Raw genomic sequence first — 20,995 nt, 5'->3', positions numbered from 1 at the left:
CCTGACCCCGACATTGCACGGCCGAGGTAGACGGTTGTCCCGTCTCAGGTGAACGCAGGGTGAACAGGCAAAACAGGACCGGTGACGGCTCCCTCAGCAAGGCGTGGCCGGGAAGTGAACGCGGTCACACCGCCCCGTCCAGGTCTGCCAGCGAAAACCCACCGTCCGTGGCCACCGTCGCGACCAGCGCGAGGCTGCCGTCGCGTACGTCCCACACCAGCACCCGCTGGTTCACCCCGGGCGTCGTGCCCGACCCGCCCGCACAGCGCAGCAGCACACGCCGCCGATCCAGCCAGCCCAGCAGGGTCACGTCACCGGTCACCTCGACGTCGGCCGCCAGCATCCGCAGCACCCGTGCCGAGCCCGGTTCCAGCACGGCCACGCCCACCCCGGCCCGCCAATCGGCCCGCACCGGCAGCCCTGTCGGCTCGCACAGGCGCGCGACCAGTCCGCCGGCGCCCACGACCGCGAACCCCGGGCCGAGGAACCGCCCCAACCGCCCGGCACCGGGCCCGCTGACCGCGACCGTGCGCTCACTGTGGTTGCGGCCGTCGAACTCCCAGGTGCGCACCCGCGGCGGTGCCGTGATCGGGTCCCCGGCCGAGAGCAGTTCCACCACCGTGGACGGGGCGTCCTTGCCCGCGGCACGACGCGGCGCGATCGCGTCGCGGACCCCCACCGGCACCGCCCGCATCCGGCCGGTGCCGACCTCGAGCAGCTTGTCGACCCCGACCAGCAGGTGCCGCGGCCCGAGCCAGACGACGACGGGCGACTGCGGCACGACGTCGTGGCGGCGGGCCCGGCCCGTGGCCGTCTCCACCACCCACAGCTCGTCGGACACCACCACCGCCACCCGCGAACCGTCCGGGGCCAGCGCACCTGCCGACAGCAGCGCCGCGGCCTCCGGCGGCAGCCTGTCGACCCTGCGCCACTCGCCGTCCACGCCCAGCGCCACCAGCGGGCCCTCACCGACCCCCTTGACCGCGGCGTCGAGCACCGCGAGCACCCGCGGGGTCGGCTGCCTGCTCAGGGCGGGCAGCGTGGCCGGGTCACCGGGCGCGAGTTCCCGCAGCAGGTGCGCGACCAGGGCCGTCGGCAGCGTGATCTGCCGCGGCACCGGCGGCACCTCGTCCACGCCGTCCAGCACGGCCGGGCCGGTGGGCAGGGCGGGCAGCGGCTGCAGGCCGTCGTCACGCCCGGCGGTCAGCGAGCGGATCCCCGCGGCGCCCAGCGCGACCGCGCCGACGGCGCCCGCGATCAGCAACCGGCGCCGGGTGGTGGCCCGGCCACGCCGCCACAGCTGCGCCGCCTCCTGCTCGGCGGTCGCGGGCAGGGCGCGACCGGGACGGCGCGACGGCGGGGTGCGGTCCAGTTCCAGCCGCACCCGGTAGGGCGGCGCGGCGTCGGCGACCTCGCGCGCGAAGAGCCGCTGCAGCAGCCGGTCCGCGGCCGCACCCGGCGGGGCCTGGTGCTCCGCGTCGTTGCCGCGCAGCCGCGACCAGCGCATCGCGACCAGGCCGAGCAGGTCCCGGGCCAGCGCGGCGGCCTGCGTCTCGTCACCGGTGAGCTGCCGGGCGGCGTGCTCCAGCGGCGGCAGCCGGCGGGCCACCCAGTCCGTGAAGTCGCCGGGAGCAGCGGCCGGGCTCGTCGGCTCCCGCTGGGACAGCACGTCGGGAGGCTCCTGCTCCATCACGCCGTGCCTCCCACCCGTCACCATCCGCGCATCCCTTAGATGGTGATGGATCTCACAGGATTGCGGAAGAGGTCGTTCAGGTGCGCTGGAAGAGCACGTCCGTGGACCAGCGGGCGAAGCCCAGTCGCTGGTAGAGGGCGGTCGCGGCGGTGTTGGACTCGTCGACGTACAGCATCACCTGGTCGAGCCCCTGGGCCCGCAGGTGGCGCAGCCCGGCCGCGGTCAGCGCGCGGCCCAGGCCGGAGCCGTGCGCAGCCGGGTCGACGCCGAGCACGTACACCTCGCCGATCGGGTCGTGGTGGTGCGCGTCCTGCGCGTCGCGGCGCAACTCGCCGTGCACCTTGGTCCAGTGGAACCCGGCCAGCGCGCCGTCCCGCTCCGCCAGCAGGAAGCCCGCCGGGTCGAACCACGGCTCGGCCATCCGCACGTGCAGGTCGCGTAGGGTCCACCGGCCCTGCTCCGGGTGGTCGGCGAAGGCGCGGGCGTTGAGCGCCAGCCAGGGTTCGTCGTCCTCGCCCGGCCGGAACGCGCGCAGCACCACGCCCGCGGGCAGCTCTGGCTGCGGCACCTCGGCGAACAGCGAGCGCCGCATCTGCCACAGCACCCGGGCCCGGCGAAAGCCCAGCGACAGCGCCAGCGCGCCGGCCGACGGGTGGTCGCCGTGCGCCCAGAGCCGCAGCCGACCGTCCGGGTCGGCCTCGGCCGCCGCTTCGATGGCCGCCTTCACCAGTGCGCGGCCCAGGCCGTGCCGGCGGCGCAGCGGATGCACGACCAGTTCCGCGGAGGGTCCGTCCACCGCGTCGGTGGTGTCGACGTGGGCGTAGCCGGCCAGTTCGCCGTCGGGGGTGCGGGCGATGAGGTGCACCGCAGGGGCCTCGCCGCCGTGGCGCAGATGCAGCACCGTGTGCTCGGACAGCGGGTACGCGCCGTCGGTGTCGCCCGCCGCGCGCGCCAGTTCGACCACTGCGGACACCTCGTCCGGCGTGAGCCGGTCGCGCCGCTCGGCATACCCGATCATGGCGTCAGCGTAGCCGGGTCGCGTGAAATCGCTCCACGGTCGCACGGTGATCGCCCGCATGGTGAAGGCACTCGGCGCAATGGAACGCGCCCGCGGCGGTCACCGCGGGCGCGTTCGTCGAAGAATCGACGGGTCAGATCGAGGGCAGGTCGGCGAGCAGCTGCTCGGCGGCGGCGTCCAGCGAGTCGCGGTCGGCCAGCTGCTGGCGCGAGGACGGCACCACGAACTTGTAGCCGACCTGGCGCACCGTGCCGATCATGGCTTCGTACTCGGAGCCGAGCTTGGCGCGCAGGCGCCGCACGTGCACGTCGACGGTGCGGGTGCCGCCGAAGTAGTCGTAGCCCCACACCTCGCGCAGCAGCTGGTCGCGGGTGAAGACCCGGCCCGGGTGCTGGGCCAGGAACTTCAGCAGCTCGAACTCCTTGTAGGTGAGGTCGAGCGGGCGTCCCTTGAGCTTCGCCGCGTACGTGTCGGGGTCGATGGTCAGCTCGCCGCCCCGGATGAGGCCGCCGGCGGCGGCGGTCGCGGAGTTGAGGCGGCCGACGGACAGCCGCAGCCGTGCTTCGACCTCGGCGGGACCGGCCGCGGCGAGGATCACGTCGTCGACGCCCCAGTCGGCGTTGATGGCGACCAGGCCGGCCTCGGTGACCACGGCGATCAGCGGCACGCCGAGGCCGGTCGCGTGCAGCATCCGGCAGGTGGCCCGGGCCTCGGAGAGTTCGGAGCGCGCATCGACCAGCACGGCGTCCGGGCTGGGGGTCGACACCAGGGTGCGCACGTCGCGGGGGGCGGTGCGCACGGTGTGCGGGAGCAGGTCGAGCGCGGGGAGCACGGCGGATGGTTCACCGGCACGTGCGGTCACCAGGAGCAGGATTTCCACGGATCGCCTCCGTCCTCGCGGCAAGGCCGCGCGAGCAGCACATGGGGGCGTGGCTGGCCTCACGTCGGTCCCGGCGTCGCTGACGGGCGGGTAAAGCATGAGCATAGTCGAGAACATAAGAAATACCAGGACCTCATGGCGTTGTCACTCACCGCGCGTGATCGCCGGACAGTGTTTCGGTCATCTTTCGCGCGTGTTTCGCTCGCCGCGCCCGCGTCCGGCAGGTTCCCACCCCGGTGAGGTGCGCTCTTGGGGGGTGAGGTGGCACGATCGTTGCGTGCTCGGTTCCCCTCCCGACGACAGCGTCCGTAATCGCAGGTCATCCGGCCCCCAGTTCGACGGGCCGCACCGGCCCGGCCCTGGCCAGGCCGGCCGTGGCCCTGCGCCCGTTCCCGTGCCCGCGAACCGCGGCGCCGCCGAGCGGGGCGCCGAACCCGGCCCGCGTTCCCGGCGCGACGAGGCGGTGAAGGTGAAGGACCGGCGGCGCGCTCGCGGCGGCGACGCCGAACCCGAACCCGAGAGCGACGACGGCCCTCCGGCGGAGATCGTCCCGGTGCGGCGGCTGCTGTCGGCGGCCGTGGCCGGTTTCGCGCTGCTGCTCGGCGTGGGCCTGGTGATGGGCGCGCAGACCGCGGGCGTGGGCACCGGCCGCATCCCGTACGCCGTGGTGATCCTCGGCGCCCAGCTGCTCTACGTCTTCGCCACCACCATGGCCATCCGCCCGCCCGGGGTGAAGGTGGTCGCCACGGTCGGCGTGCTGGCGGCGGTCAGCGCCGACGTCGCGGCGATCACGAGCGACGTCGCCTCGGTCGCCCCGCTCGGCCTCATCGCGGCAGGCGGCCTGGTCGCGGGCGCGGTCGGCCAGATGGTGCGCTACGAGGGCCGGGTGCGCGTCTCCGAGTCGCTCGGCTCGACGGTGGTCATCGTGCTCGGCGTGGTCTCGTTCGCCACCCTCATTGTTTTGACCCGCCTCCCCGCGGGCACACAGGCCATTGTGGTCTGCCTCATCGCCAGCGGCATCGCCTTGAGCGTCGCCCGGCTCACCGACGTCTTCGCGCCGTATCCGCGCCTGGCCGACCAGGTCCCGCGCGGCTCGGCCGGCATCGTCATCGGCGCGATGCTCGGCACCGGCGTGGCCGCCGTCATCGGCCGCTACCTGGTGCCGTTCACCCCCAGCCAGGCCGCGATGATCGGCATGGCCGCGGCCGGCGCCGCCGTGCTGGCCGACCTCACCATCGGCTTCGCCGAGGCGGGGCGGGAACTGGCCGGCGAGGCGCCGACCATGTGGCTGGCCCGGCACATGCAGGGCCCGCTGGCCGGCTTCGCGCTGGCCGCGCCGGTCGCCTACGTGATCAGCGTGTTCTTCCTGGTGCCCGCATGAGGAAGTTCCTCACGATCACCGCGGTCGTGCTCGTCGTCCTCGGGGTGGTGGTCGCGGTCGCCGACCGGGCCGGCGCGCACTACGCGGAACGTGAGATCGCCGCGCGGGTCTCCGCGCGGATGCAGGAGCAGGGCATCACCTCGACCCCGCCCGAGGTCGAGATCCAGGGCTTCCCGTTCCTGACCCAGGTCGCGGCCGGGAAGTACACCGAGATCGACATCACCATGCGCGACCTCAAGGGCGGCGAGCTGCCCCTGCCACTGCTCAACGTGGCGGCGCACGACGTCGAGGCGCCGCTGTCGCAGCTCATGGACGGCACCGCCCGGCCGGTGGCGGCCCGGGTCGACGGCGACGCCACCGTGTCGTACGCCAGCCTGGTCGAGGCCAGCGGCCTGACCGGGATCTCGCTGACCTCGGCCGGCCCCAACGACGTGCGGGTCACCGGCAAGGTGCCGCTCATCGGCGAGGTCACCGGCACCGCCGAGGTCACCGTCGTGGACGGCAGCCACGTGCGGCTGCGCGTCACCTCGCTCAAGGGCGCCGCCGGCTCGGTCAGCCAAACGATCATCAATGCCTACAAGGACCGGCTCGCGGTGACCCTGACCCTGCCGAAGCTGCCGTTCAACCTCGAGCTGACCGACGTCCAGACGGAGTCGACCGGCCTCGTCGTGTCGTTCACCGCCAAGGACGTCGAGCTGGCCTGACGGCCGAGTGGATCACCGTCCGCGCTCCCGGATGGTGATCCACCGTTCCCGGATGGTGGACGACACATTCCCGAAATCAGAGCGCTGCTGGTAGGGTCACGAACTATGAGTCCGCTGCTTACCAAGCGGCGCGCGGTCGACCTGTGCCGCGTGGCCACGTGCCTGTGTCGCCCCGTCATCTGACGGCGGCACAGTTTGCGCACCTCGATCACGCTTCCGTGATCGTCAGCAGCTCTGTCAACTGACTCGCATCGCCCGCTCATCGCTGAGCCGGCCGCCCCCGCAAGTCAGCCAGCCGCCGTCGCCCTGTATTCGGTGAACCCCCTGTGGACCCGTACGCGGCGACGTTTCTCTTTCTCCCGCTCGCGCTCCCGGTGGCGTCACCCGCACAGACGTTCATCCACCAGCCACATCTCAAGGGAGAACTCCATGAGTCGCGAATCCGCCCTCGTCTCGGCCGACTGGGCCGAGAAGAACATCGCCGCACCCGGCGTCGTGTTCGTCGAGGTCGACGAGGACACCACCGCCTACGACGGTGGCCACATCGCCGGCGCGATCAAGCTGGACTGGCGCCAGGACCTGCAGGACCCGGTGCGCCGTGACTTCGTCAACAAGGAGCAGTTCGAGGCGCTGCTGTCGTCGCGCGGCATCGCCAACGACGACACCGTCGTGCTGTACGGCGGCAACAACAACTGGTTCGCCGCATACGCCTACTGGTACTTCAAGCTCTACGGCCACGGCGACGTGAAGCTGCTCGACGGCGGCCGCAAGAAGTGGGAGCTCGACGCCCGCCCGCTGTCCAAGGACGAGGTCAAGCGCCCCGCGACCCAGTACGTCGCCCAGGAGCAGGACCTGTCGATCCGCGCCTTCCGCGACGATGTGGTCAAGGCGATCGGCGTGCAGAACCTGATCGACGTGCGCTCGCCCGACGAGTACGCGGGCCGCCTGCTCGCCCCCGCCCACCTGCCGCAGGAGCAGGCGCAGCGGGCCGGCCACATCCCCACCGCGCTCAGCGTGCCGTGGTCCAAGGCCGCGAACGAGGACGGCACCTTCAAGTCCGACAGCGAGCTGGCCGAGCTGTACGCGGCCGCGGGCATCGACGACAGCAAGGACACCATCGCGTACTGCCGCATCGGCGAGCGCTCCTCGCACACCTGGTTCGTGCTGCAGGAGATCCTCGGCAAGGCGAACGTGAAGAACTACGACGGATCCTGGACCGAGTACGGCTCGCTGGTCGGCGTGCCGGTGGCACTGGGCGACGAGCCCGGGAAGGCGTGATCACCATGACCGCACAGACTGCTTCCACTGTCGCGGCCGGTTGCGCCGCCCCCGACCAGGCCGCCCCGCTGCCGCTCAGCGTCGACCTGGAGAAGGAGACCGTCATCACCGGCGTCGTGCAGTCCGGCGGTGACCCGGTCGCGGGGGCGTACGTGCGCCTGCTCGACCGCACCGGCGAGTTCACCGCCGAGGTCGTGACCTCGCCGGCGGGCCAGTTCCGCTTCTTCGCCGCGCCCGGCACCTGGCAGCTGCGCGCCCTGTCCCGGTTCGGCAACGGTGACGCCACCGTCACCGCCGACCGCGGCGTCAACGAGGTATCCCTCGCCGTCGCCTAGTTTGTGAAAGGAAGGGCACCTTCTTAACGCTATGCGTTGTAGAAGGTGCCCTTCTTAACGCCCGGTGCCGGTTGGCGGGGGTTTTCGGACCGCGACCGGTGCGATCGGCGCGGCGCGGGTAGGCGGCGCGAGGTGCCGCGGCGCGGCGCGGCGCGATGAAGATCGGCGTTTCGTGTCCCAAACTGCGGTTTGACCCGAGGTTCTGACCGGAAACAGTGATCTCCGCCCGACACCGCGCCACCAGCCCGGCACCGCACCGGGCCACCGCGACACGCCCGGCGGCAGACGCGTGGCAGCATGAACGCGTGACCATCGACGCGCCCGCACCCGAGGCCGCCCCGCAGCCTCAGCCGACGCCGCCCGCCCGCCGCTACCTGTGGCCCGCGCTCGTCGCCGCCTGGGCCGTGCTGCTGATCGGTCTCGCCATCTGGTCCGCCCGCAACGACCCGCCGTCGCTGCGCGACCAGACCACCGCCGCCTCGGCCAAGGCCACCATCGACGAGGTCGTCGGCAAGGTCACCGCCGGCGTCCCGGCCGGCGCCACGATCCAGGACAAGGGGTACGCCGAGAAGGCGTGCAGCCTGTCCGCCGCCCGCGACGGCGTCTCGCTCGTCCGCACGCTGACCGTCTCCGGCCCCGTGGGCGACGAATCGGCCATGATCGCGACGCTCGCGGCCGCGCTGCCCGACGCGGTCACCCGACCCGCCGACGGCCCCAAGGAGGGCTTCTACTACGACGCGGGCAACTACGTGGCGGTACGCGGCAAGATCACCGCCGAGGGGACCGTGGCCGTCGACCTCAGCTCCGGCTGCCGCGTCCCCTGACCCCGGGGAACCCTCTCCCGCGTCCAGCCCGAGGACACCGCTCGTCCCGCCGGGTGCACCACGCCCGCGCGTCCAGACCGGCACATCCCGTCCAGCTCACCCGGACCAAGCCGTTAAGAAGGTGCCCTTCCCCTACGCATAGCGATGTGAAGGTGCCCTTCCTTCGGTCAGTAGATGAGGGCTTGGGTGTTTTCGGAGAGGGCTTCTTCGACGAAGACGGCGGCGCCGGCGATGCGGATGCCGGGGATGACGTCGGCGGGGGTGATGTCGCGGCGGGCGGCGCACTGGGTGCACAGGGTGACGGTGCCGGCGGCCAGGATGGCGTCGAGCAGGTCGGGCAGCGGGGCGGAGTGCGGCAGGTCGAACTCCGCGGCGCGGCCGGGCAGGGCGAACCAGCTGGCCTCGCCGGTCAGCCACAGGGACACCTGGGCACCGGCCGCCACGGCGGTCGCGGCCACGGTGAACGCCTGCGCGCACCGCTCCGGCGCGTCGGCTCCGGCGGTGGTCTTGACGATGAGTTTGCGTGCCACGTCCGACAGCTTATGCACGCGCGCCGGGCGCGCCTCATAGGATCTACCCGTGGTCACCGAGATCGGGTTCGTCAGCCTGCTGGTCGCCGGGTTCGGCGCGCTCGCCGGCGGCCTGGCCTACGTGGCCGTCAAAATCTCGCGCGGCCGCTGGTGAGAGTGCCTGCCCGCACGCGGGTGGGCGGAGCCGCGCCGGTGCGACACCGGCGTGGCGGGCCAGGGTCGGCGAGTTTCCGCAGTCGTGAACGAAGAGGGTTGAACGGTGAGTACTGAAGACAATCCGCTGGCGCCGCCACCGTGGCTGAACGCGCCGCCGGTCGACCCGTACCCGTACGAGGAGACCCACGACCTGCGCAGCGGGCCGGACCTGCACGGCGACCTGCTGGACCTGCTGCCGTTCGTCGGGGTGTGGCGGGGCCGCGGCCGGGGCGGTTACCCGTCCATCGAGGACTTCGACTACGCGCAGGAGATCCGGATCAGCCACGACGGCCGGCCGTTCCTGTTCTACGAGTCGAAGGCGTGGATCCTCGACGCGGAGTCCAAGCCGGTGCGCCCCGGCGGCCGCGAGGTCGGCTGGTGGCGTCCGGCCGGCAAGGACGGCGACGAGCTCGAGGCCATCATGACCAACCCCACCGGGATCATGGAGCTCTACCTCGGCAAGGTCGAGGTGAACCCGCCCCGGATCGAGATGGTCACCGACTTCGTGGCGCGCACGTCCACCGCCAAGGAGGTCACCGCCGGGCACCGGCTCTACGGCATCGTCGAGGGCGCGCTGCTGTACGCCCAGGACATGGCCGCGGTCGGCGAGGGCCTGACGCCGCACCTGAGCGCGCGCCTGATCCGCGTCGGCGGCTGAAACATGCGGAGCCCGCTCCGCGGCCTTGCCCGGTCGTACAGCCTCCGCTGCGCTGCGGCTGTACACCGAGCGGCCGCTGCGACGGGCTCCTGCTGAACCGGTGTAGCTTCGGGTCGTGACTGATCAGATTCGTTGGGGCGTCCTCGCCACGGGCGGGATCGCCGCACGCTTCGCGCGCGAGCTGGGCCAGGTGCCCGGCACCGAACTGGCGGCCGTGGGCTCGCGGACAGCGTCGTCCGCCGAGGCCTTCGCCGCCGAGCACGGCGCGGCGCGCAGCCACGGCTCGTGGGAGGCGCTCGCCGCCGACCCGGACGTGGACATCATCTACATCGCGACCCCGCACTCCCACCACCATGCGGCGGCCTCGCTGTGCCTGCGGGCCGGCAAGCCGCTGCTGGTGGAGAAGGCCTTCACGCTGGACCTCGCGCAGGCACAGGACCTCGTCACGATGGCCCGGGAACGCGAGCTGTTCCTGATGGAGGCGTTCTGGACGCGTACCCTCCCGGCGATCCTGAAGATCCAGGAGCTGATCGCGGACGGCGCGATCGGCGAGGTCGTCTCGGTGCAGGCCGCTTTCGGCATCGCGATGGACCCGGAACCCTGGCACCGGCTGCGCAACCCGGAGCTGGGCGGCGGCGCGCTGCTGGACCTGGGGGTGTACCCGATCGGCTTCGCGCAGCTGCTGCTCGGCGAGCCGGACCAGGTCCGGGCGTGGGCGCACCTGTTCCCCGAGGGCACCGACGCGCGCACCAGCATCTCGCTGGGCTTCCGCTCGGGCGCGGTGGCGTCGCTGTACTGCGGCATCAACGGCGACGTGCGCAACGCCACGATCGTCGGCTCCCAGGGCCGCATCGAACTCCCCTGGGGCTTCCACGCGGCAGAGCGCTTCGTCCTGCACCGCCACGGCACCGACCCCGAAGAGTTCCAGGAAGCCCCCTCCGGCCTCCACTTCGAAGCCGCCGAAGCCACCCGCTGCCTCCGCGAAGGCAAGCTCGAATCCGACCTGGTCCCCCTCTCCTCGACCCTCTCCGTAATGCGCACCCTGGACGCCGTCCGCGCCCAGATCGGCGTCACCTACTGACAGCAAAAGCGACGATCTTGCGCGTACGGCGGGTGCGACACGCCCTTTCCGGGCGAATCGGCAACCGTTCGCGCAAGATCGTCGCGATCTTGTCGAGGAGGAGACTCAGAAGATGGGGCGGACCAGGACGTAGGTGATGAGGGCGGCGAGGGCGGCGCCGGGGAAGGTCAGGACCCAGGCGGTCATGATGTTGCCGGCGACGCCCCAGCGGACGGCCGAGAACTTCTTCGTCGCGCCGACACCCATGATCGCCGACGTGATGGTGTGCGTCGTCGAGATCGGCAGGCCGTACGCCGCCGCGGTGAACAGCACGCTGCTGGCCACGGTCTCGGCGGCGAAGCCGGCCATCGGGTCCAGGTGGATAACCCGGCGGCCGAGGGTGCGGATGATGCGCCAGCCGCCCGCGTACGTGCCCAGCGCCAGCACCGTCGCCGAGGTCCAGAACACCCACTCCGGGATGGTCTCGTTCGAACTCTGGAACCCGCCGGTGTAGAGCGCCAGCACGATGATGCCCATGGTCTTCGCGGCGTCCTGCATGCCGTGGCCGATCGACATCGCGATCGCCGACAGCGACTGCATGAACCGGAAGAACCGGTTGAGCGGCGTGGGCTGCAGCAGCCGCCCCGACTTGCGCTTGGACAGCCACTTGGCCAGCAGGTACACCGCCCACAGCAGGAACAGCATGAAGGCCGCGCCGAGGACGAGGCCGGTGGCCGGCGACACGATCATCGGGAGGACGACCTTGTCCAGGATGCCGCCCCACAGCACCTCGCCCTGCACGCCGAACGCGAGCGCGGCGAGCATCGCCCCGACCAGGCCGCCGATCAGCGCGTGCGAGGACGACGAGGGAATGCCGTAATACCAGGTCAACAGGTTCCAGGCGATGGCGCCGACGACGCCGGCGAATACGATGCCCAGCCCGACCTCGCCCTCCGGGGGCGTGATGATGCCGCTGCCGACCGTCTTGGCGACCGAGGCGCCGAAGTGCGCACCGACGAAGTTGCCGAGCGCGGCGATGCCCAGCGCGATCCGCGGGGTGAGGGCCCGGGTCGAGACGCTGGTGGCGATGGCGTTCGCGGCGTCGTGGAAGCCGTTGGTGTAGTCGAACACCATGGCCGCGATGATGACCGCGAGCACCGGGATGAGGAGCTCGTTCACGTCACGCACCCCCGCCGGGGGAGCCGGCGATGAGGCCGCGCATCAGGACTCCTTGACGGCGATGGTCTCGACGGTGTTCGCCACGTGTTCGAAGGCGTCGCAGGCGGCCTCCAGCTCGTCGGCGACCTCCTTCATCTTCAGCACGGTCAGCGCGTCGTACTCGCCGCTGAACAGCCGGACCAGCAGCATGCGATAGGTGCGGTCGCCGTCGTTCTCCAGGCGGTTGCACTCGACCCAGTAGTCCTTGAGGCCCTTCATCTGCTTGAGCCGCGGCATGGCCAGGGCGGTGACCTTGGCCTGCTGATCCAGCACGTCGATCAACTCGATCATCTCGCGCGGCAGCGCCGGGAGCTTGGTCAGGCCGTACAGGTAGACCAGGTTGCCCACGGCCTCCAGGTGGTCCATGACGTCGTCGAGCCCGGAGCCGAGGCGGTAGATGTCCTCGCGGTCGAACGGCGTGATGAACGTTGAGTTGATCTTGTTGTACAACTCGTGCGTGATCTGGTCGCTGTCGTGCTCGACATCGGCCAGCCGCTCGCTGACCGATTGCACGTCAGCGCCGGGCAGCGCCAGCTCGGAGAGCAGCTCCGTGCCCCGCACCAGGTTCTGGGCGGCACGGGAGAACATCTCGTAGAAGGCGCCCTCTTGGGGGCGGAGCGAAAACTTCACCGCAAGCACCTTTGGTTTGGTGGTGTCATCCGGACGGTCTGGTCGGGGGAATGCTAAGCACTGTCACCCGGCGTTCGTGACCCGGTCACCAAGTGCCACCTGCGATTCATGGCTCGTTCACCTGCCGTTCATCTTCGGTGCCCTGCCCGCTTCGTCACGTTCCAAACGTTTCATCTCGGCTTTGGGGTCGAAGCCGGCCGGCGGATAGCTCAGATCCAGGCGTTTCAGGGCATCGAGGATGAGGTGCGCCACCGCCCAGTCGCGGTACCACTTCCGGTCTGCCGGCACCACATGCCAGGGGGCGTGATCAGTCCCACACCGCTGGATCGCGTCCTGATACGCCTGCTGGTACGCGGGCCAGTAGGCGCGGTTGTCGACGTCGTCCGGGTTGTACTTCCAGTACTTCGTGGGGTCCTGCAGGCGCTCCATCAGGCGGCGGCGCTGCTCCTCGTACGAGATGTGCAGCATCACCTTGACCAGGGAGAACCCGCTGTCGACAAGCTCACGTTCGAAGCTGTTGATCTTCTCGTAGCGGCTTTTCCACACCCGCGCCGGCGCCAGCTCGCGCACCCGCACCACCAGCACGTCCTCATACTGCGAGCGGTTGAAGATGCCCAGGTATCCCGGCAGCGGCAGCGCCCGGCGGATCCGCCACAGGAAGTCGTGCTGGCGCTCCTCCGCCGTCGGCGGCCCGAACGCGGTGATCCGCAGACCCTGCGGGTTCATCATGCCGGCCACCTTCTTGACGGTGCCGTCCTTGCCCCCGCAGTCCATCGCCTGCATCACCAACAGCACCCGACGCTGGTCAGCCGGATTGCACTTGGCCTGCGCGAACAGCATCTCCTGCTGCCGCGCCAGCTCCTGCCCCAACGTCACCAGCTCCGCCCGAGCCCACCCCTTCGGATCCCGCTGCACGCCCTTGCGATCAGGCAGCCCCGGCGTCCCAGCCGGATCGATCGCCCCGAGGTCCACCCCCGACCCGATCTGCAGCAATTCGGACACGTCCGCCACATCCCGATCATTGCGCACAACCCGCCCCCTCGCCGGTCATCCCCCAACTTCCGGCCCCCGCCTACCCCGTTGATCATGAACCTATGGCACGGCTCAACGGCGTGTCCCGCCCACAACTTCATGATCATCTAGTGGCCAAGGGCGGCACTGCCGCGCCCGCCCGAACCTGCTCGGCGCTCGGCATCCGCAGTCGGGACCGAGGGGCTTGCACCCGGCGCATATCGATCATGAGGTTAGGGGCGCGACGCGCCGCCGAACCGTGCCATAAGTTCATGATCAACCCGAGAGGGCGGGCCGGTGGTCAGGGGGAGACGTGGGCCAGCCAGCGGTGGAAGTGGGTGGTGAAGGGTTCCTGGTTGGTGCGGACGGCTTCGAGGAGCCATTGGGCGGCGGCGCGGGCCTGGTGGACGACCTCTTCCGGGTAGTTGAACTTGGCCTGGTGGGCGGCGAACTCGTCCTCGTCCACCAGTTGGACCTCGCCGGTCAGGCGGATCTTGCGTACGTCGAGGTCGAGGTCGGTCACGGTGACGGTGTCGTCGTTCCAGGTGGCGGGGGTGGTGATGTCGCAGTAGAGGGAGGTGTTGCGGGGGGCGGCGTTGAACATGGCGGTCCACCAGCCGGTGTGTGGGACGAGCACCACGCCGGGGATCTCGTACACCTTGCCGGTGTCGCTCACCGTGCCGCTCGGGATGCCCAGCCACGTGCCATGCTCGTCGCGGCCGAGCAGGGTGGCCGGGAAGGCCCGGTGCGCACTCCCGTCGAACTTGCGGATCTCCACCCGTACGACGCCCATCGACTACCTCGCTTCACGGCGGTGGCGTACACCCTCGCACCACCGCGCAACGATGCGGGGGTGACGCGGGTCGCGCCCACAAGGCGCCATCGTCCCAAATCAGGCGGCGCGGTGGAAGACCGTCGGTGCCAGCCGGTACGGTCAGTCGGTGCCGCCGAAGAAGAAGCGAACACGTGACCACAGCGCTCTCGACCTGCTCGAGGCCGCTGTCGGCGCGGTGCCCGGCGGCTCGGCCCGGCCCGGCCAGCAGGCCATGACCGCGGCCATCACCACCGCCATCGAGTCCGGCGACCACCTGCTGGTGCAGGCCGGCACCGGCACCGGCAAGTCGCTGGCCTACCTCGCCCCGGCGCTGACCGTCGACGGGCCGGTCGTCATCTCGACGGCCACGCTCGCGCTGCAGTCGCAGCTGGTCGAGAAGGACCTGCCGCGCATCGGCAAGGCGATCTCCCCGCTGCTCGGCCGCGAGCCGACGTTCGCCCTGCTCAAGGGCCGTCACCACTACGTGTGCCTGGCGAAGTTGGAGCACTCCGACGAGCAGGACCCGCAGGACTCGCTGTTCGATGCCGGTTCCAGCGGCAGCGGCGTGAAGTGGCTCGGCGAGTCGGGCCGGCTGGGCAAGCAGATCGAGCGCATCCGCGACTGGGCGATGGAGAGCGACACCGGCGACCGCGACGAGCTGGACCCGGGCGTCGACGACACAGCCTGGCGCATGGTGTCGACCCCGGCGCGCGAGTGTGTCGGGGCGAGCCGCTGCCCATACGGGCCGGAGTGTTTCGCGGAGCTGTCACGGGCCCGCGCCCGCGAGGCCGACGTGGTGGTCACCAACCACTCGCTGCTCTCGGTCGACATGATGGCCGGGCGGCACATCGTGCCCGAGCACAAACTGCTGATCATCGACGAGGCGCACGAGCTGGCCGACCGGGTCTCCAGCGCTGCCCAGGCCGAGCTGACCCCGGACGCCGTCGACCGCACCGCCCGCGCCGCCCGCCCCTACGTGGAGGGCGAGGAGTACCAGTCCCTGGTCGAGGCCGCCGACGCGCTGACCGTCGGGCTGGCCGAGACCCCGGCCGGGCGGATCACCGGCAAGCTGCCGACGGGCATCGTCGAGGCCTGCACGCTGCTCGACGGGGCGACCCGGCGCGGGCTCTCCCGGATCGGCGAGATCAAGGCCGACGACCCCGACCCGGTGCGCAAGCAGCAGGCCAAGTCGCTGCTCGACGAGGTCTCCAAGACCGCGCAGCGGCTGCTGGAGGACAACGAGCACGACGTCGCCTGGGTGGAGCACGAGCCGCGCCGGGCCCTGGTCGTCGCGCCGCTGTCGGTCGCCGGGCTGCTCGGCGAGAAGCTGTACGAGGACCGCACCGTCATCGCCACCTCGGCCACGCTGACCCTTGGCGGCAACTTCGACACCCTCGCCCGCTCGCTGGGCCTGCCGGTGAGCCCCAAGACCGCGGCCAAGCCCGGCGCGCCGCCGGAGTCCGCCTCCGGGCCGGGCTGGAAGTCGCTCGACGTCGGGTCCCCGTTCGACTATCCGAAGCAGGGCATCCTCTACGTCGCCGCGCACCTGCCCCGGCCTGCCGCGTCGGGCCTGCCGGACGCGACCGGGGCGGAGCTGTTGGCGCTGGTCGAGGCGCTCGGCGGGCGTACGCTCGGGCTCTTCTCCTCCCGCAAGGCCGCGCAGCAGGCCGCGGAGCTGCTACGGGCCAAGACGAACCTGACCGTGCTGCTGCAGGGCGACGAGGCGCTGCCGCTGCTGGTCCGCAAGTTCCGTGAGGACCGCAACAGTTGCCTGCTCGGCGTCATGTCGCTGTGGCAGGGCGTGGACGTGCCGGGTGACGCCTGCCAGCTGGTAGTCATCGACCGGCTGCCGTTCCCGCGACCGGACGAGCCGCTGGCCTCGGCCCGCTCGGCGGCGGTCGACGAGGGCGGCGGCTCGGGCTTCGCCGCGGTGAGCGTGCCGATCGCGGCGATCCGGCTGGCCCAGGGCGTGGGCCGGCTGATCCGCTCCACCTCGGACAAGGGCGTCGTCGCCGTCCTCGACTCCCGCCTGGAGACGGCCCGCGGCTACGGCGCCTTCCTCCGGGCCAGCCTCCCGCCCTTCTGGTACACCACCAAGCAGGAGATCGTCCTCAAGTCCCTCAAACGCCTCGGCGAAAGCTGACCCGCACCAGGTAGGCGCTTTTGCAGTTTCGGGGAAACTGCGGTTATCGGACACGGAATTGCCGCAGTTTCCCCGAAACTGCAGCGGTGGAGACGGCGCGGGCGCCGCGTCGAGGTCAGCAGTCGCAGCAGTCGCAGTGGTTGCAGATCTTGCAGCAGTCGCAGCAGTCGCAGCAGTTGCCGCAGTCCCCGCAGCCCCCGCAGTCGCACCGGGAGCACCAGCCGTCATTGGGCAGGCCGCTCCACGGGCCCGGATAGGGGTCCCGGCAGCACACCTGGCAGGTGCAGCACATCCAGCTCGCGACGGCGCAGCCGAAGATCGGCCCGCGTGTGCGCGGCGGTATCTCCACCTGCGGCCACCAGCAGGAGCCGCTGCCCGGCGGTTTCGGGGCCTTCGGCTGGCGGCCCTTCTTGCCAGGCTGGATGACCGGCGGGTAGTAGTCCGGGTCCGCGCCCGCGAAGGTCCGCTCGATGGCGTGCTCGACCTCGTGCACCAGCAGCCGGTGCACCAGCTTCCGGTCGGTGAAGACCACCTCGTCCAGGGCCAGCCGGATGCCCGCCGCGGCGTCCCGCGCCAGCACCCCGGCCTGCGCGAACGACGCCCCGGTGGCGAGCAGCGGGTTCCACGCCCCGGCGGCCCGGTCGGCGGCGAGGTCCTCGACCGCGTCGAGCAGGTGCGCGATCCGGCCGAAGAAGCGGCCCGCCTCGGCCAGCGGCTCGGCGTTGCCGGGTCGGCCAGCCAGCACCGCGGTGTGCGCGAACGCGGCGGCGGTGGCGATCTCGGTGGGCTCGGTGACGGTGAGCAGTGACCCGCCCAGCAGGACGGCCCGCTCGACCTCGCGCTGACCGTGCACGGCCGCCAGCAGCACCCTGGTGTCCAGGCCGAGATCCAGCCCGGACCGGTGGGCCCGGGCGGCCCAGCGCCGCGCGACCAGGCGCGCGCCCGCGGCGACCGGGCGGCGGGCGTACGCACCGTCACCGTCCGCAGCGTGGTCGGACAGCTTCGCCGAGGCCAGCACCAGGGAGACCGTCGCGGCCAGCCGCGCCCCCGTGCCGTCGGCCACGGCCGCGGTGCGCATGCCGCGCAGCGGGCACGGCCCGGCGGTGCGCCGATGGAGGCCCGTCAGCTGCGCCTGGGTCAGCACGGAGATGATCAGGCCGTCGTAGTTGGTGACGATGCGGGCCGCCTGGCCGTGCTCGTCACGCAGCGCCAGGCACAGCCCGCACAGGTGGCCGAGCCACTCGCTGTGCAGACGGTCAGGGAGGCTGTGCGCGCAGGGGCGGATGATGCCGAACACGGGCGCAGCCTAGGCCACGCTGTCACGCCCGCCACCGGGCCGCCGACGGTGCGGACATCGGCCCTGATCACGGCGTCGGGTCGGCACCTCAGCGCCCGACGGGTCGCTACAGGTACAGGCCCGTGGCGTCCGGCTCCACGCGCGAGGCCGCGACCGCGTGCACGTCCCGCTCGCGCAGCAGCACGTACGCCTCGCCGTGCAGTTCCACCTCGGAGCGCTCGTCGGGGTCGAACAGCACCCGGTCACCGACCTGGATCGCGCGCACGTGCGGGCCGACGCCGACGGCGGTCGCCCAGGACAGCCGCGTCCCGACCGAAGCGGTGGCCGGGATCACCAGGCCCGCGGACGAGCGCCGCTCCCCCTCGGCCGCCTCCTGTTTGACCAGCACCCGGTCGTGCAGCAGACGGATCGGCAGGCCGGTCTCGGCGGTGGCGGGATTGAGTGTCACGCCGGTCAGGGTACTTCCCCGATGGTGCGGTGGTCGCAGGCGACTAACGTGGTGACGTTGCCTGTCCCCGGGAGGACACCAGTGGGTCGTTTGGACAACTTCAAGGCGAATGTGCGCCGCGCCTACGAGGCGAGCCGCGCCAGCGCCCGCGCCAAGCGCGAGCAGGAGGAGCGCGAGCGCCAGGAGGCAGACCAGCCGCTGCCCGAGCCGGCCGAGCCCGAGCTGCAGCACCACTCCACGGCCAGCCGCGACGACGTCGACGTGCCGTACGGTCTGCGCATCGGCGCAGCCTGGGCGTGGCGCATCATCGTGCTCGGCTTCATGCTCGTCTACCTGCTGCAGTTCCTCGGGAAGATCAGCATCGTCATCGTGCCGGTGCTGATCGCGATGCTGCTGGCCGCGCTGCTGGCGCCCGCGGTGCGCTGGCTGAACCACATCCGGGTGCACCGGTCGCTGGCCACCGCGATCGTGGTGCTGGTCGGGCTGGCCGCGGTCGCCGGCACGCTGACCCTGGTGATCAACCAGTTCGTCAACGGGCTGCCCGACCTGACCAAGAACGCGGCGGAGGGCGTGCAGCAGATCCAGACCTGGCTCAAGAACGGCCCGCTGCACCTGACCGACGCGCAGATGGGCAGTGCGATCGACTCGGTCACGAAGTCCATCACCACGAACAAGGAAGCCCTGACCACCGGCGCGATCACCACCGCGACGACCGTGTTCGAGGTGCTCAGCGGCCTGTTCCTGGTGATCTTCACGCTCTTCTTCTTCCTGCGCGACGGCCGCGTCATCTGGCGCTTCCTGCTGCGCCTGGTGCCCGGCCAGGCCCGCGAGCCGCTGGACCGGGCCGGGGTCGCCGCGTGGGCCTCGCTGGGGGCGTACGTGCGGGCCACCGTGCTGGTCGCGTTCATCGACGCGGTCGGCATCGGCATCGCGCTGGCCGCCATGCGGGTGCCGTTCGCGCTGCCGCTGGCCGCGCTGGTGTTCCTCGGCGCGTTCATCCCGATCGTCGGTGCCACCCTGTCCGGCGCGGTCGCGGTGCTGGTCGCCCTGGTCACCAACGGTCCGCTGACGGCGCTGCTGGTGCTGGCCGCGGTCATCGCCATCCAGCAGATCGAGGGCCACCTGCTCCAGCCGCTGATCATGGGCCGGGCGGTCGCCATCCACCCGCTCGCCGTGATCCTCGGCATCGCCGCGGGCGTGGTGCTGGCCGGGATCGTGGGCGCGCTGATCGCCGTACCGCTCATCGCGGTCCTGAACACGGCGATCCGGCAGCTGGCCGGACGCCCGCAGCCGGAACCGGATTCGGTGATCGTCAAGGCGCCGCCCGTACCCGCCACCTGAGACACGAAAGAAAAGGGCTCCGCCGGTGTGACCGGCGGAGCCCTTTTTCGTCGTGGCGGCGGCGTCAGACCGCCTGCGGCGGGTAGTACGGCTGCGGCGGGTACGGGTATCCCGGCATCGGCGGGTACACCGGGTACGCGGGCGCGGGCGGGGGCAGCAGCACCGGCACCGGCACCACCGGCTCCGCGGGCATGGGCACCGTGCGGGCCACCCCGTCCGGGAACGTCATCCGGTATGCCGTCCCGTCGAAGAAGGCCGGCGGCACCTGCGGATCACGTCCCACGAACACCGCCCGTGTGGTGCCCAGCACCTGCAGCAGGTCGCGTTCCTCCGCGATGCTGCGGTCCTGGTCGGCGGAGGTTTCGTCGAGCCCGCGGTTCATGCCGTCGCGCACCAGCGCCAACCGCGTGGCCGCGAACTGGAACTCCTTCATGGCCTTGCGGCCCGGCTCCCCGGCGACGCGCCCGGCCCAGACCCGGGCCGCGTGCCGGCGGGCCAGCGTGCCCATGGCCGCCACCTCCGGCGGGGTGAGCCACCCGGCGATGGCGTACGCGGGCAGCACCTGCAACGCCAGCCGGCCCTCGCGGGCACGCACCCACAGCGCGACGCCGATCATCGACAGGAACACCGGCACCATGACCGCGATGTAGCCGTACAGGAAGAAGTAGGGGCTGATCTCGGCGGACAGCGTGGCCATCAGGTTCCACGAGCCGTGCAGCATCATCGCCAGCAGCAGCCCGCCCACCGGCGCGCACCAGCGCACCCAGCTGCTGGCCGAGCGCGCCGCGATGCCGATGCCGATGCCGGTCATCGAGGTGAACAGCGGGTGGGCGAACCCGGAGATCAGGATGCGGCCCAGGAACATGCCGAAGACCAGCTGCGCCCCGGAGTACGGCCCCCACTGCTCGTTGCCCGAGTAGAAGCCGTGCCCGCCCAGGTAGAGGATGTTCTCCACCATCGCGAAGCCGACCCCGGACAGGCCGCAGTAGACGATGCCGTCGGTGATGCCGGACAGCTCGCGGCGGCGGCGCCAGAGGATCCACAGCGGGAAGGCCGCCTTGCCCAGCTCCTCGATGAACGGCGCGACGACCGTGGCGACCACCGCGTCGGGCAGGGTCACCACGTTCAGCCAGCCGGAGAAGAACGAGTTGACGCCGAGCGCCAGCAGCGTCGCCGGGAACGCGCCCCACAGGAAGCTGATCACGAGCAGTTTCGGCGGCTCCGGCTCGTACCGGTCGAGCCAGAGGAACACCGCAATCAGCACCGGCACCGGCAGCAGCGCGGCGGCCAGGCCGACGCCGAACGCGAGCGGGCCGATCTTCCAGCCCAGGTATCCCAGCATGCCCAGGGCCGAGCCGCCGACCACGACGATCGCGAGCAGCAGCGGCAGCCAGCGCCGGGGGCGCTTGAGCGGCAGCGACGGCTCCGGCAGCACCGGCGGCAGGCCGAGCCCGACCGTGCCCGGCGGGAAGCCCGGCCCGGCCGCGGGCGGCGGCAAGGCCGGCCCGGTCGCGGGCGGTAGGCCCTGCATCGGCGT

The 20,995-nt window shown here is 71.6% G+C and carries 22 protein-coding genes; 11 read left to right on the top strand and 11 right to left on the bottom strand.

The window, feature by feature from the left end; translation table 11 throughout:
* Positions 1-124 precede the first annotated feature (124 nt).
* The 3 genes from FLL47_RS39555 to FLL47_RS39545 form a co-directional block, all read right to left on the bottom strand.
* Positions 125-1,690, bottom strand: coding sequence for a hypothetical protein (locus FLL47_RS39555; RefSeq protein ID WP_186316198.1), 1,566 nt, complete (start codon positions 1,688-1,690; stop codon positions 125-127).
* Positions 1,691-1,769: 79 nt separating this feature from the next.
* Positions 1,770-2,711: a mycothiol synthase gene (gene mshD / locus FLL47_RS39550; RefSeq protein WP_144127809.1), complete on the bottom strand. Its 942-nt coding sequence runs from the start codon at positions 2,709-2,711 to the stop codon at positions 1,770-1,772.
* Positions 2,712-2,844: 133 nt separating this feature from the next.
* Positions 2,845-3,591: a winged helix-turn-helix transcriptional regulator gene (locus FLL47_RS39545; RefSeq protein WP_144127808.1), complete on the bottom strand. Its 747-nt coding sequence runs from the start codon at positions 3,589-3,591 to the stop codon at positions 2,845-2,847.
* 394 nt (positions 3,592-3,985) lie between these two features.
* On the opposite strand from FLL47_RS39545, the gene FLL47_RS39540 reads away from it, so the two are divergent.
* From FLL47_RS39540 to FLL47_RS39520, 6 genes are all read left to right on the top strand, one after another.
* Positions 3,986-4,972, top strand: coding sequence for a hypothetical protein (locus tag FLL47_RS39540; protein WP_246159285.1), 987 nt, complete (start codon positions 3,986-3,988; stop codon positions 4,970-4,972).
* Complete coding sequence (locus tag FLL47_RS39535; protein ID WP_144127807.1) at positions 4,969-5,676, top strand: LmeA family phospholipid-binding protein; 708 nt, start codon at positions 4,969-4,971, stop codon at positions 5,674-5,676. The genes FLL47_RS39540 and FLL47_RS39535 overlap by 4 nt, the downstream gene beginning before the upstream one ends.
* A 105-nt stretch (positions 5,677-5,781) precedes the next feature.
* Positions 5,782-5,859 carry an Ms5788A family Cys-rich leader peptide gene (locus FLL47_RS45055; protein ID WP_322790472.1) on the top strand — a complete coding sequence of 26 codons (78 nt, stop codon included), beginning with the start codon at positions 5,782-5,784 and terminating at the stop codon, positions 5,857-5,859.
* A gap of 246 nt (positions 5,860-6,105) precedes the next feature.
* Complete coding sequence (locus FLL47_RS39530) at positions 6,106-6,954, top strand: sulfurtransferase (protein ID WP_144127806.1); 849 nt, start codon at positions 6,106-6,108, stop codon at positions 6,952-6,954.
* Positions 6,955-6,959: 5 nt separating this feature from the next.
* Positions 6,960-7,289 carry a DUF1416 domain-containing protein gene (locus FLL47_RS39525; RefSeq protein WP_144127805.1) on the top strand — a complete coding sequence of 110 codons (330 nt, stop codon included), beginning with the start codon at positions 6,960-6,962 and terminating at the stop codon, positions 7,287-7,289.
* Positions 7,290-7,594: 305 nt separating this feature from the next.
* On the top strand, positions 7,595-8,113 hold the full coding sequence (locus tag FLL47_RS39520; protein ID WP_144127804.1) for a hypothetical protein: 519 nt from the start codon (positions 7,595-7,597) through the stop codon (positions 8,111-8,113).
* 167 nt (positions 8,114-8,280) lie between these two features.
* On the opposite strand, the gene FLL47_RS39515 is transcribed toward FLL47_RS39520, so the two are convergent.
* Positions 8,281-8,652, bottom strand: a complete 372-nt coding sequence (locus tag FLL47_RS39515) for a DsrE family protein (protein ID WP_425457823.1) — start codon at positions 8,650-8,652, stop codon at positions 8,281-8,283.
* A 40-nt stretch (positions 8,653-8,692) separates the two neighbouring features.
* Here FLL47_RS39515 and mtfM point away from each other — a divergent pair, with 40 nt between their 5' ends.
* The 3 genes from mtfM to FLL47_RS39505 all read left to right on the top strand — a co-directional run bounded on the left by mtfM (position 8,693) and on the right by FLL47_RS39505 (position 10,577).
* A complete protein-coding gene (gene mtfM, locus FLL47_RS44910) occupies positions 8,693-8,797 on the top strand; it encodes a small membrane protein MtfM (protein ID WP_269059029.1) in 105 nt (34 codons plus the stop codon).
* Positions 8,798-8,902: 105 nt separating this feature from the next.
* Positions 8,903-9,496: a heme-binding beta-barrel domain-containing protein gene (locus tag FLL47_RS39510; RefSeq protein WP_186316197.1), complete on the top strand. Its 594-nt coding sequence runs from the start codon at positions 8,903-8,905 to the stop codon at positions 9,494-9,496.
* Positions 9,497-9,611: 115 nt separating this feature from the next.
* On the top strand, positions 9,612-10,577 hold the full coding sequence (locus tag FLL47_RS39505; RefSeq protein ID WP_186316196.1) for a Gfo/Idh/MocA family protein: 966 nt from the start codon (positions 9,612-9,614) through the stop codon (positions 10,575-10,577).
* 105 nt (positions 10,578-10,682) lie between these two features.
* Here FLL47_RS39505 and FLL47_RS39500 read toward each other — a convergent pair whose 3' ends face one another.
* The 4 genes from FLL47_RS39500 to FLL47_RS39485 all read right to left on the bottom strand — a co-directional run bounded on the left by FLL47_RS39500 (position 10,683) and on the right by FLL47_RS39485 (position 14,208).
* Positions 10,683-11,690: an inorganic phosphate transporter gene (locus FLL47_RS39500; protein WP_425457822.1), complete on the bottom strand. Its 1,008-nt coding sequence runs from the start codon at positions 11,688-11,690 to the stop codon at positions 10,683-10,685.
* Positions 11,691-11,777: 87 nt separating this feature from the next.
* Positions 11,778-12,404, bottom strand: a complete 627-nt coding sequence (locus FLL47_RS39495) for a DUF47 domain-containing protein (protein WP_120317326.1) — start codon at positions 12,402-12,404, stop codon at positions 11,778-11,780.
* Between the two features lie 117 nt (positions 12,405-12,521).
* Positions 12,522-13,415 carry a PPK2 family polyphosphate kinase gene (locus FLL47_RS39490; protein WP_144127801.1) on the bottom strand — a complete coding sequence of 298 codons (894 nt, stop codon included), beginning with the start codon at positions 13,413-13,415 and terminating at the stop codon, positions 12,522-12,524.
* Positions 13,416-13,716: 301 nt separating this feature from the next.
* Entirely contained in the window at positions 13,717-14,208 is a 492-nt protein-coding gene (locus FLL47_RS39485) for a DUF402 domain-containing protein (RefSeq protein WP_144127800.1), read from the bottom strand.
* A gap of 253 nt (positions 14,209-14,461) precedes the next feature.
* Here FLL47_RS39485 and FLL47_RS39480 point away from each other — a divergent pair, with 253 nt between their 5' ends.
* A complete protein-coding gene (locus tag FLL47_RS39480) occupies positions 14,462-16,372 on the top strand; it encodes an ATP-dependent DNA helicase (protein ID WP_144127848.1) in 1,911 nt (636 codons plus the stop codon).
* Between the two features lie 115 nt (positions 16,373-16,487).
* Here the strand turns inward: FLL47_RS39480 and FLL47_RS39475 are convergent, their stop codons facing one another.
* Complete coding sequence (locus tag FLL47_RS39475) at positions 16,488-17,669, bottom strand: DUF5685 family protein (RefSeq protein ID WP_144127799.1); 1,182 nt, start codon at positions 17,667-17,669, stop codon at positions 16,488-16,490.
* Positions 17,670-17,775: 106 nt separating this feature from the next.
* Positions 17,776-18,117: a GroES family chaperonin gene (locus FLL47_RS39470; RefSeq protein WP_120317331.1), complete on the bottom strand. Its 342-nt coding sequence runs from the start codon at positions 18,115-18,117 to the stop codon at positions 17,776-17,778.
* A gap of 81 nt (positions 18,118-18,198) precedes the next feature.
* Here FLL47_RS39470 and FLL47_RS39465 point away from each other — a divergent pair, with 81 nt between their 5' ends.
* Entirely contained in the window at positions 18,199-19,458 is a 1,260-nt protein-coding gene (locus tag FLL47_RS39465) for an AI-2E family transporter (RefSeq protein ID WP_246159284.1), read from the top strand.
* Between the two features lie 64 nt (positions 19,459-19,522).
* On the opposite strand, the gene FLL47_RS39460 is transcribed toward FLL47_RS39465, so the two are convergent.
* A complete protein-coding gene (locus tag FLL47_RS39460) occupies positions 19,523-20,989 on the bottom strand; it encodes a PrsW family intramembrane metalloprotease (RefSeq protein WP_425457821.1) in 1,467 nt (488 codons plus the stop codon).
* Between the last annotated feature and the right edge of the window lie 6 nt (positions 20,990-20,995).

It is taken from the genome of Catellatospora sichuanensis, from assembly GCF_007483665.1.
GTDB lineage: Bacteria > Actinomycetota > Actinomycetes > Mycobacteriales > Micromonosporaceae > Catellatospora > Catellatospora sichuanensis.
This window is presented reverse-complemented; position numbering and strand designations above follow the sequence as displayed.

What these genes read in the sequence shown, in the direction of transcription:
- FLL47_RS39555 (WP_186316198.1), bottom strand. Translation starts at nt 1,690, where the DNA reads ATGGAGCAGGAGCCTCCCGACGTGCTGTCCCAGCGGGAGCCGACGAGC.
- mshD (WP_144127809.1), bottom strand. Translation starts at nt 2,711, where the DNA reads ATGATCGGGTATGCCGAGCGGCGCGACCGGCTCACGCCGGACGAGGTG.
- FLL47_RS39535 (WP_144127807.1), top strand. Translation starts at nt 4,969, where the DNA reads ATGAGGAAGTTCCTCACGATCACCGCGGTCGTGCTCGTCGTCCTCGGG.
- FLL47_RS45055 (WP_322790472.1), top strand. Translation starts at nt 5,782, where the DNA reads ATGAGTCCGCTGCTTACCAAGCGGCGCGCGGTCGACCTGTGCCGCGTG.
- FLL47_RS39530 (WP_144127806.1), top strand. Translation starts at nt 6,106, where the DNA reads ATGAGTCGCGAATCCGCCCTCGTCTCGGCCGACTGGGCCGAGAAGAAC.
- FLL47_RS39525 (WP_144127805.1), top strand. Translation starts at nt 6,960, where the DNA reads ATGACCGCACAGACTGCTTCCACTGTCGCGGCCGGTTGCGCCGCCCCC.
- FLL47_RS39500 (WP_425457822.1), bottom strand. Translation starts at nt 11,690, where the DNA reads ATGGTGTTCGACTACACCAACGGCTTCCACGACGCCGCGAACGCCATC.
- FLL47_RS39485 (WP_144127800.1), bottom strand. Translation starts at nt 14,208, where the DNA reads ATGGGCGTCGTACGGGTGGAGATCCGCAAGTTCGACGGGAGTGCGCAC.
- FLL47_RS39480 (WP_144127848.1), top strand. Translation starts at nt 14,462, where the DNA reads ATGACCGCGGCCATCACCACCGCCATCGAGTCCGGCGACCACCTGCTG.
- FLL47_RS39460 (WP_425457821.1), bottom strand. Translation starts at nt 20,989, where the DNA reads ATGCAGGGCCTACCGCCCGCGACCGGGCCGGCCTTGCCGCCGCCCGCG.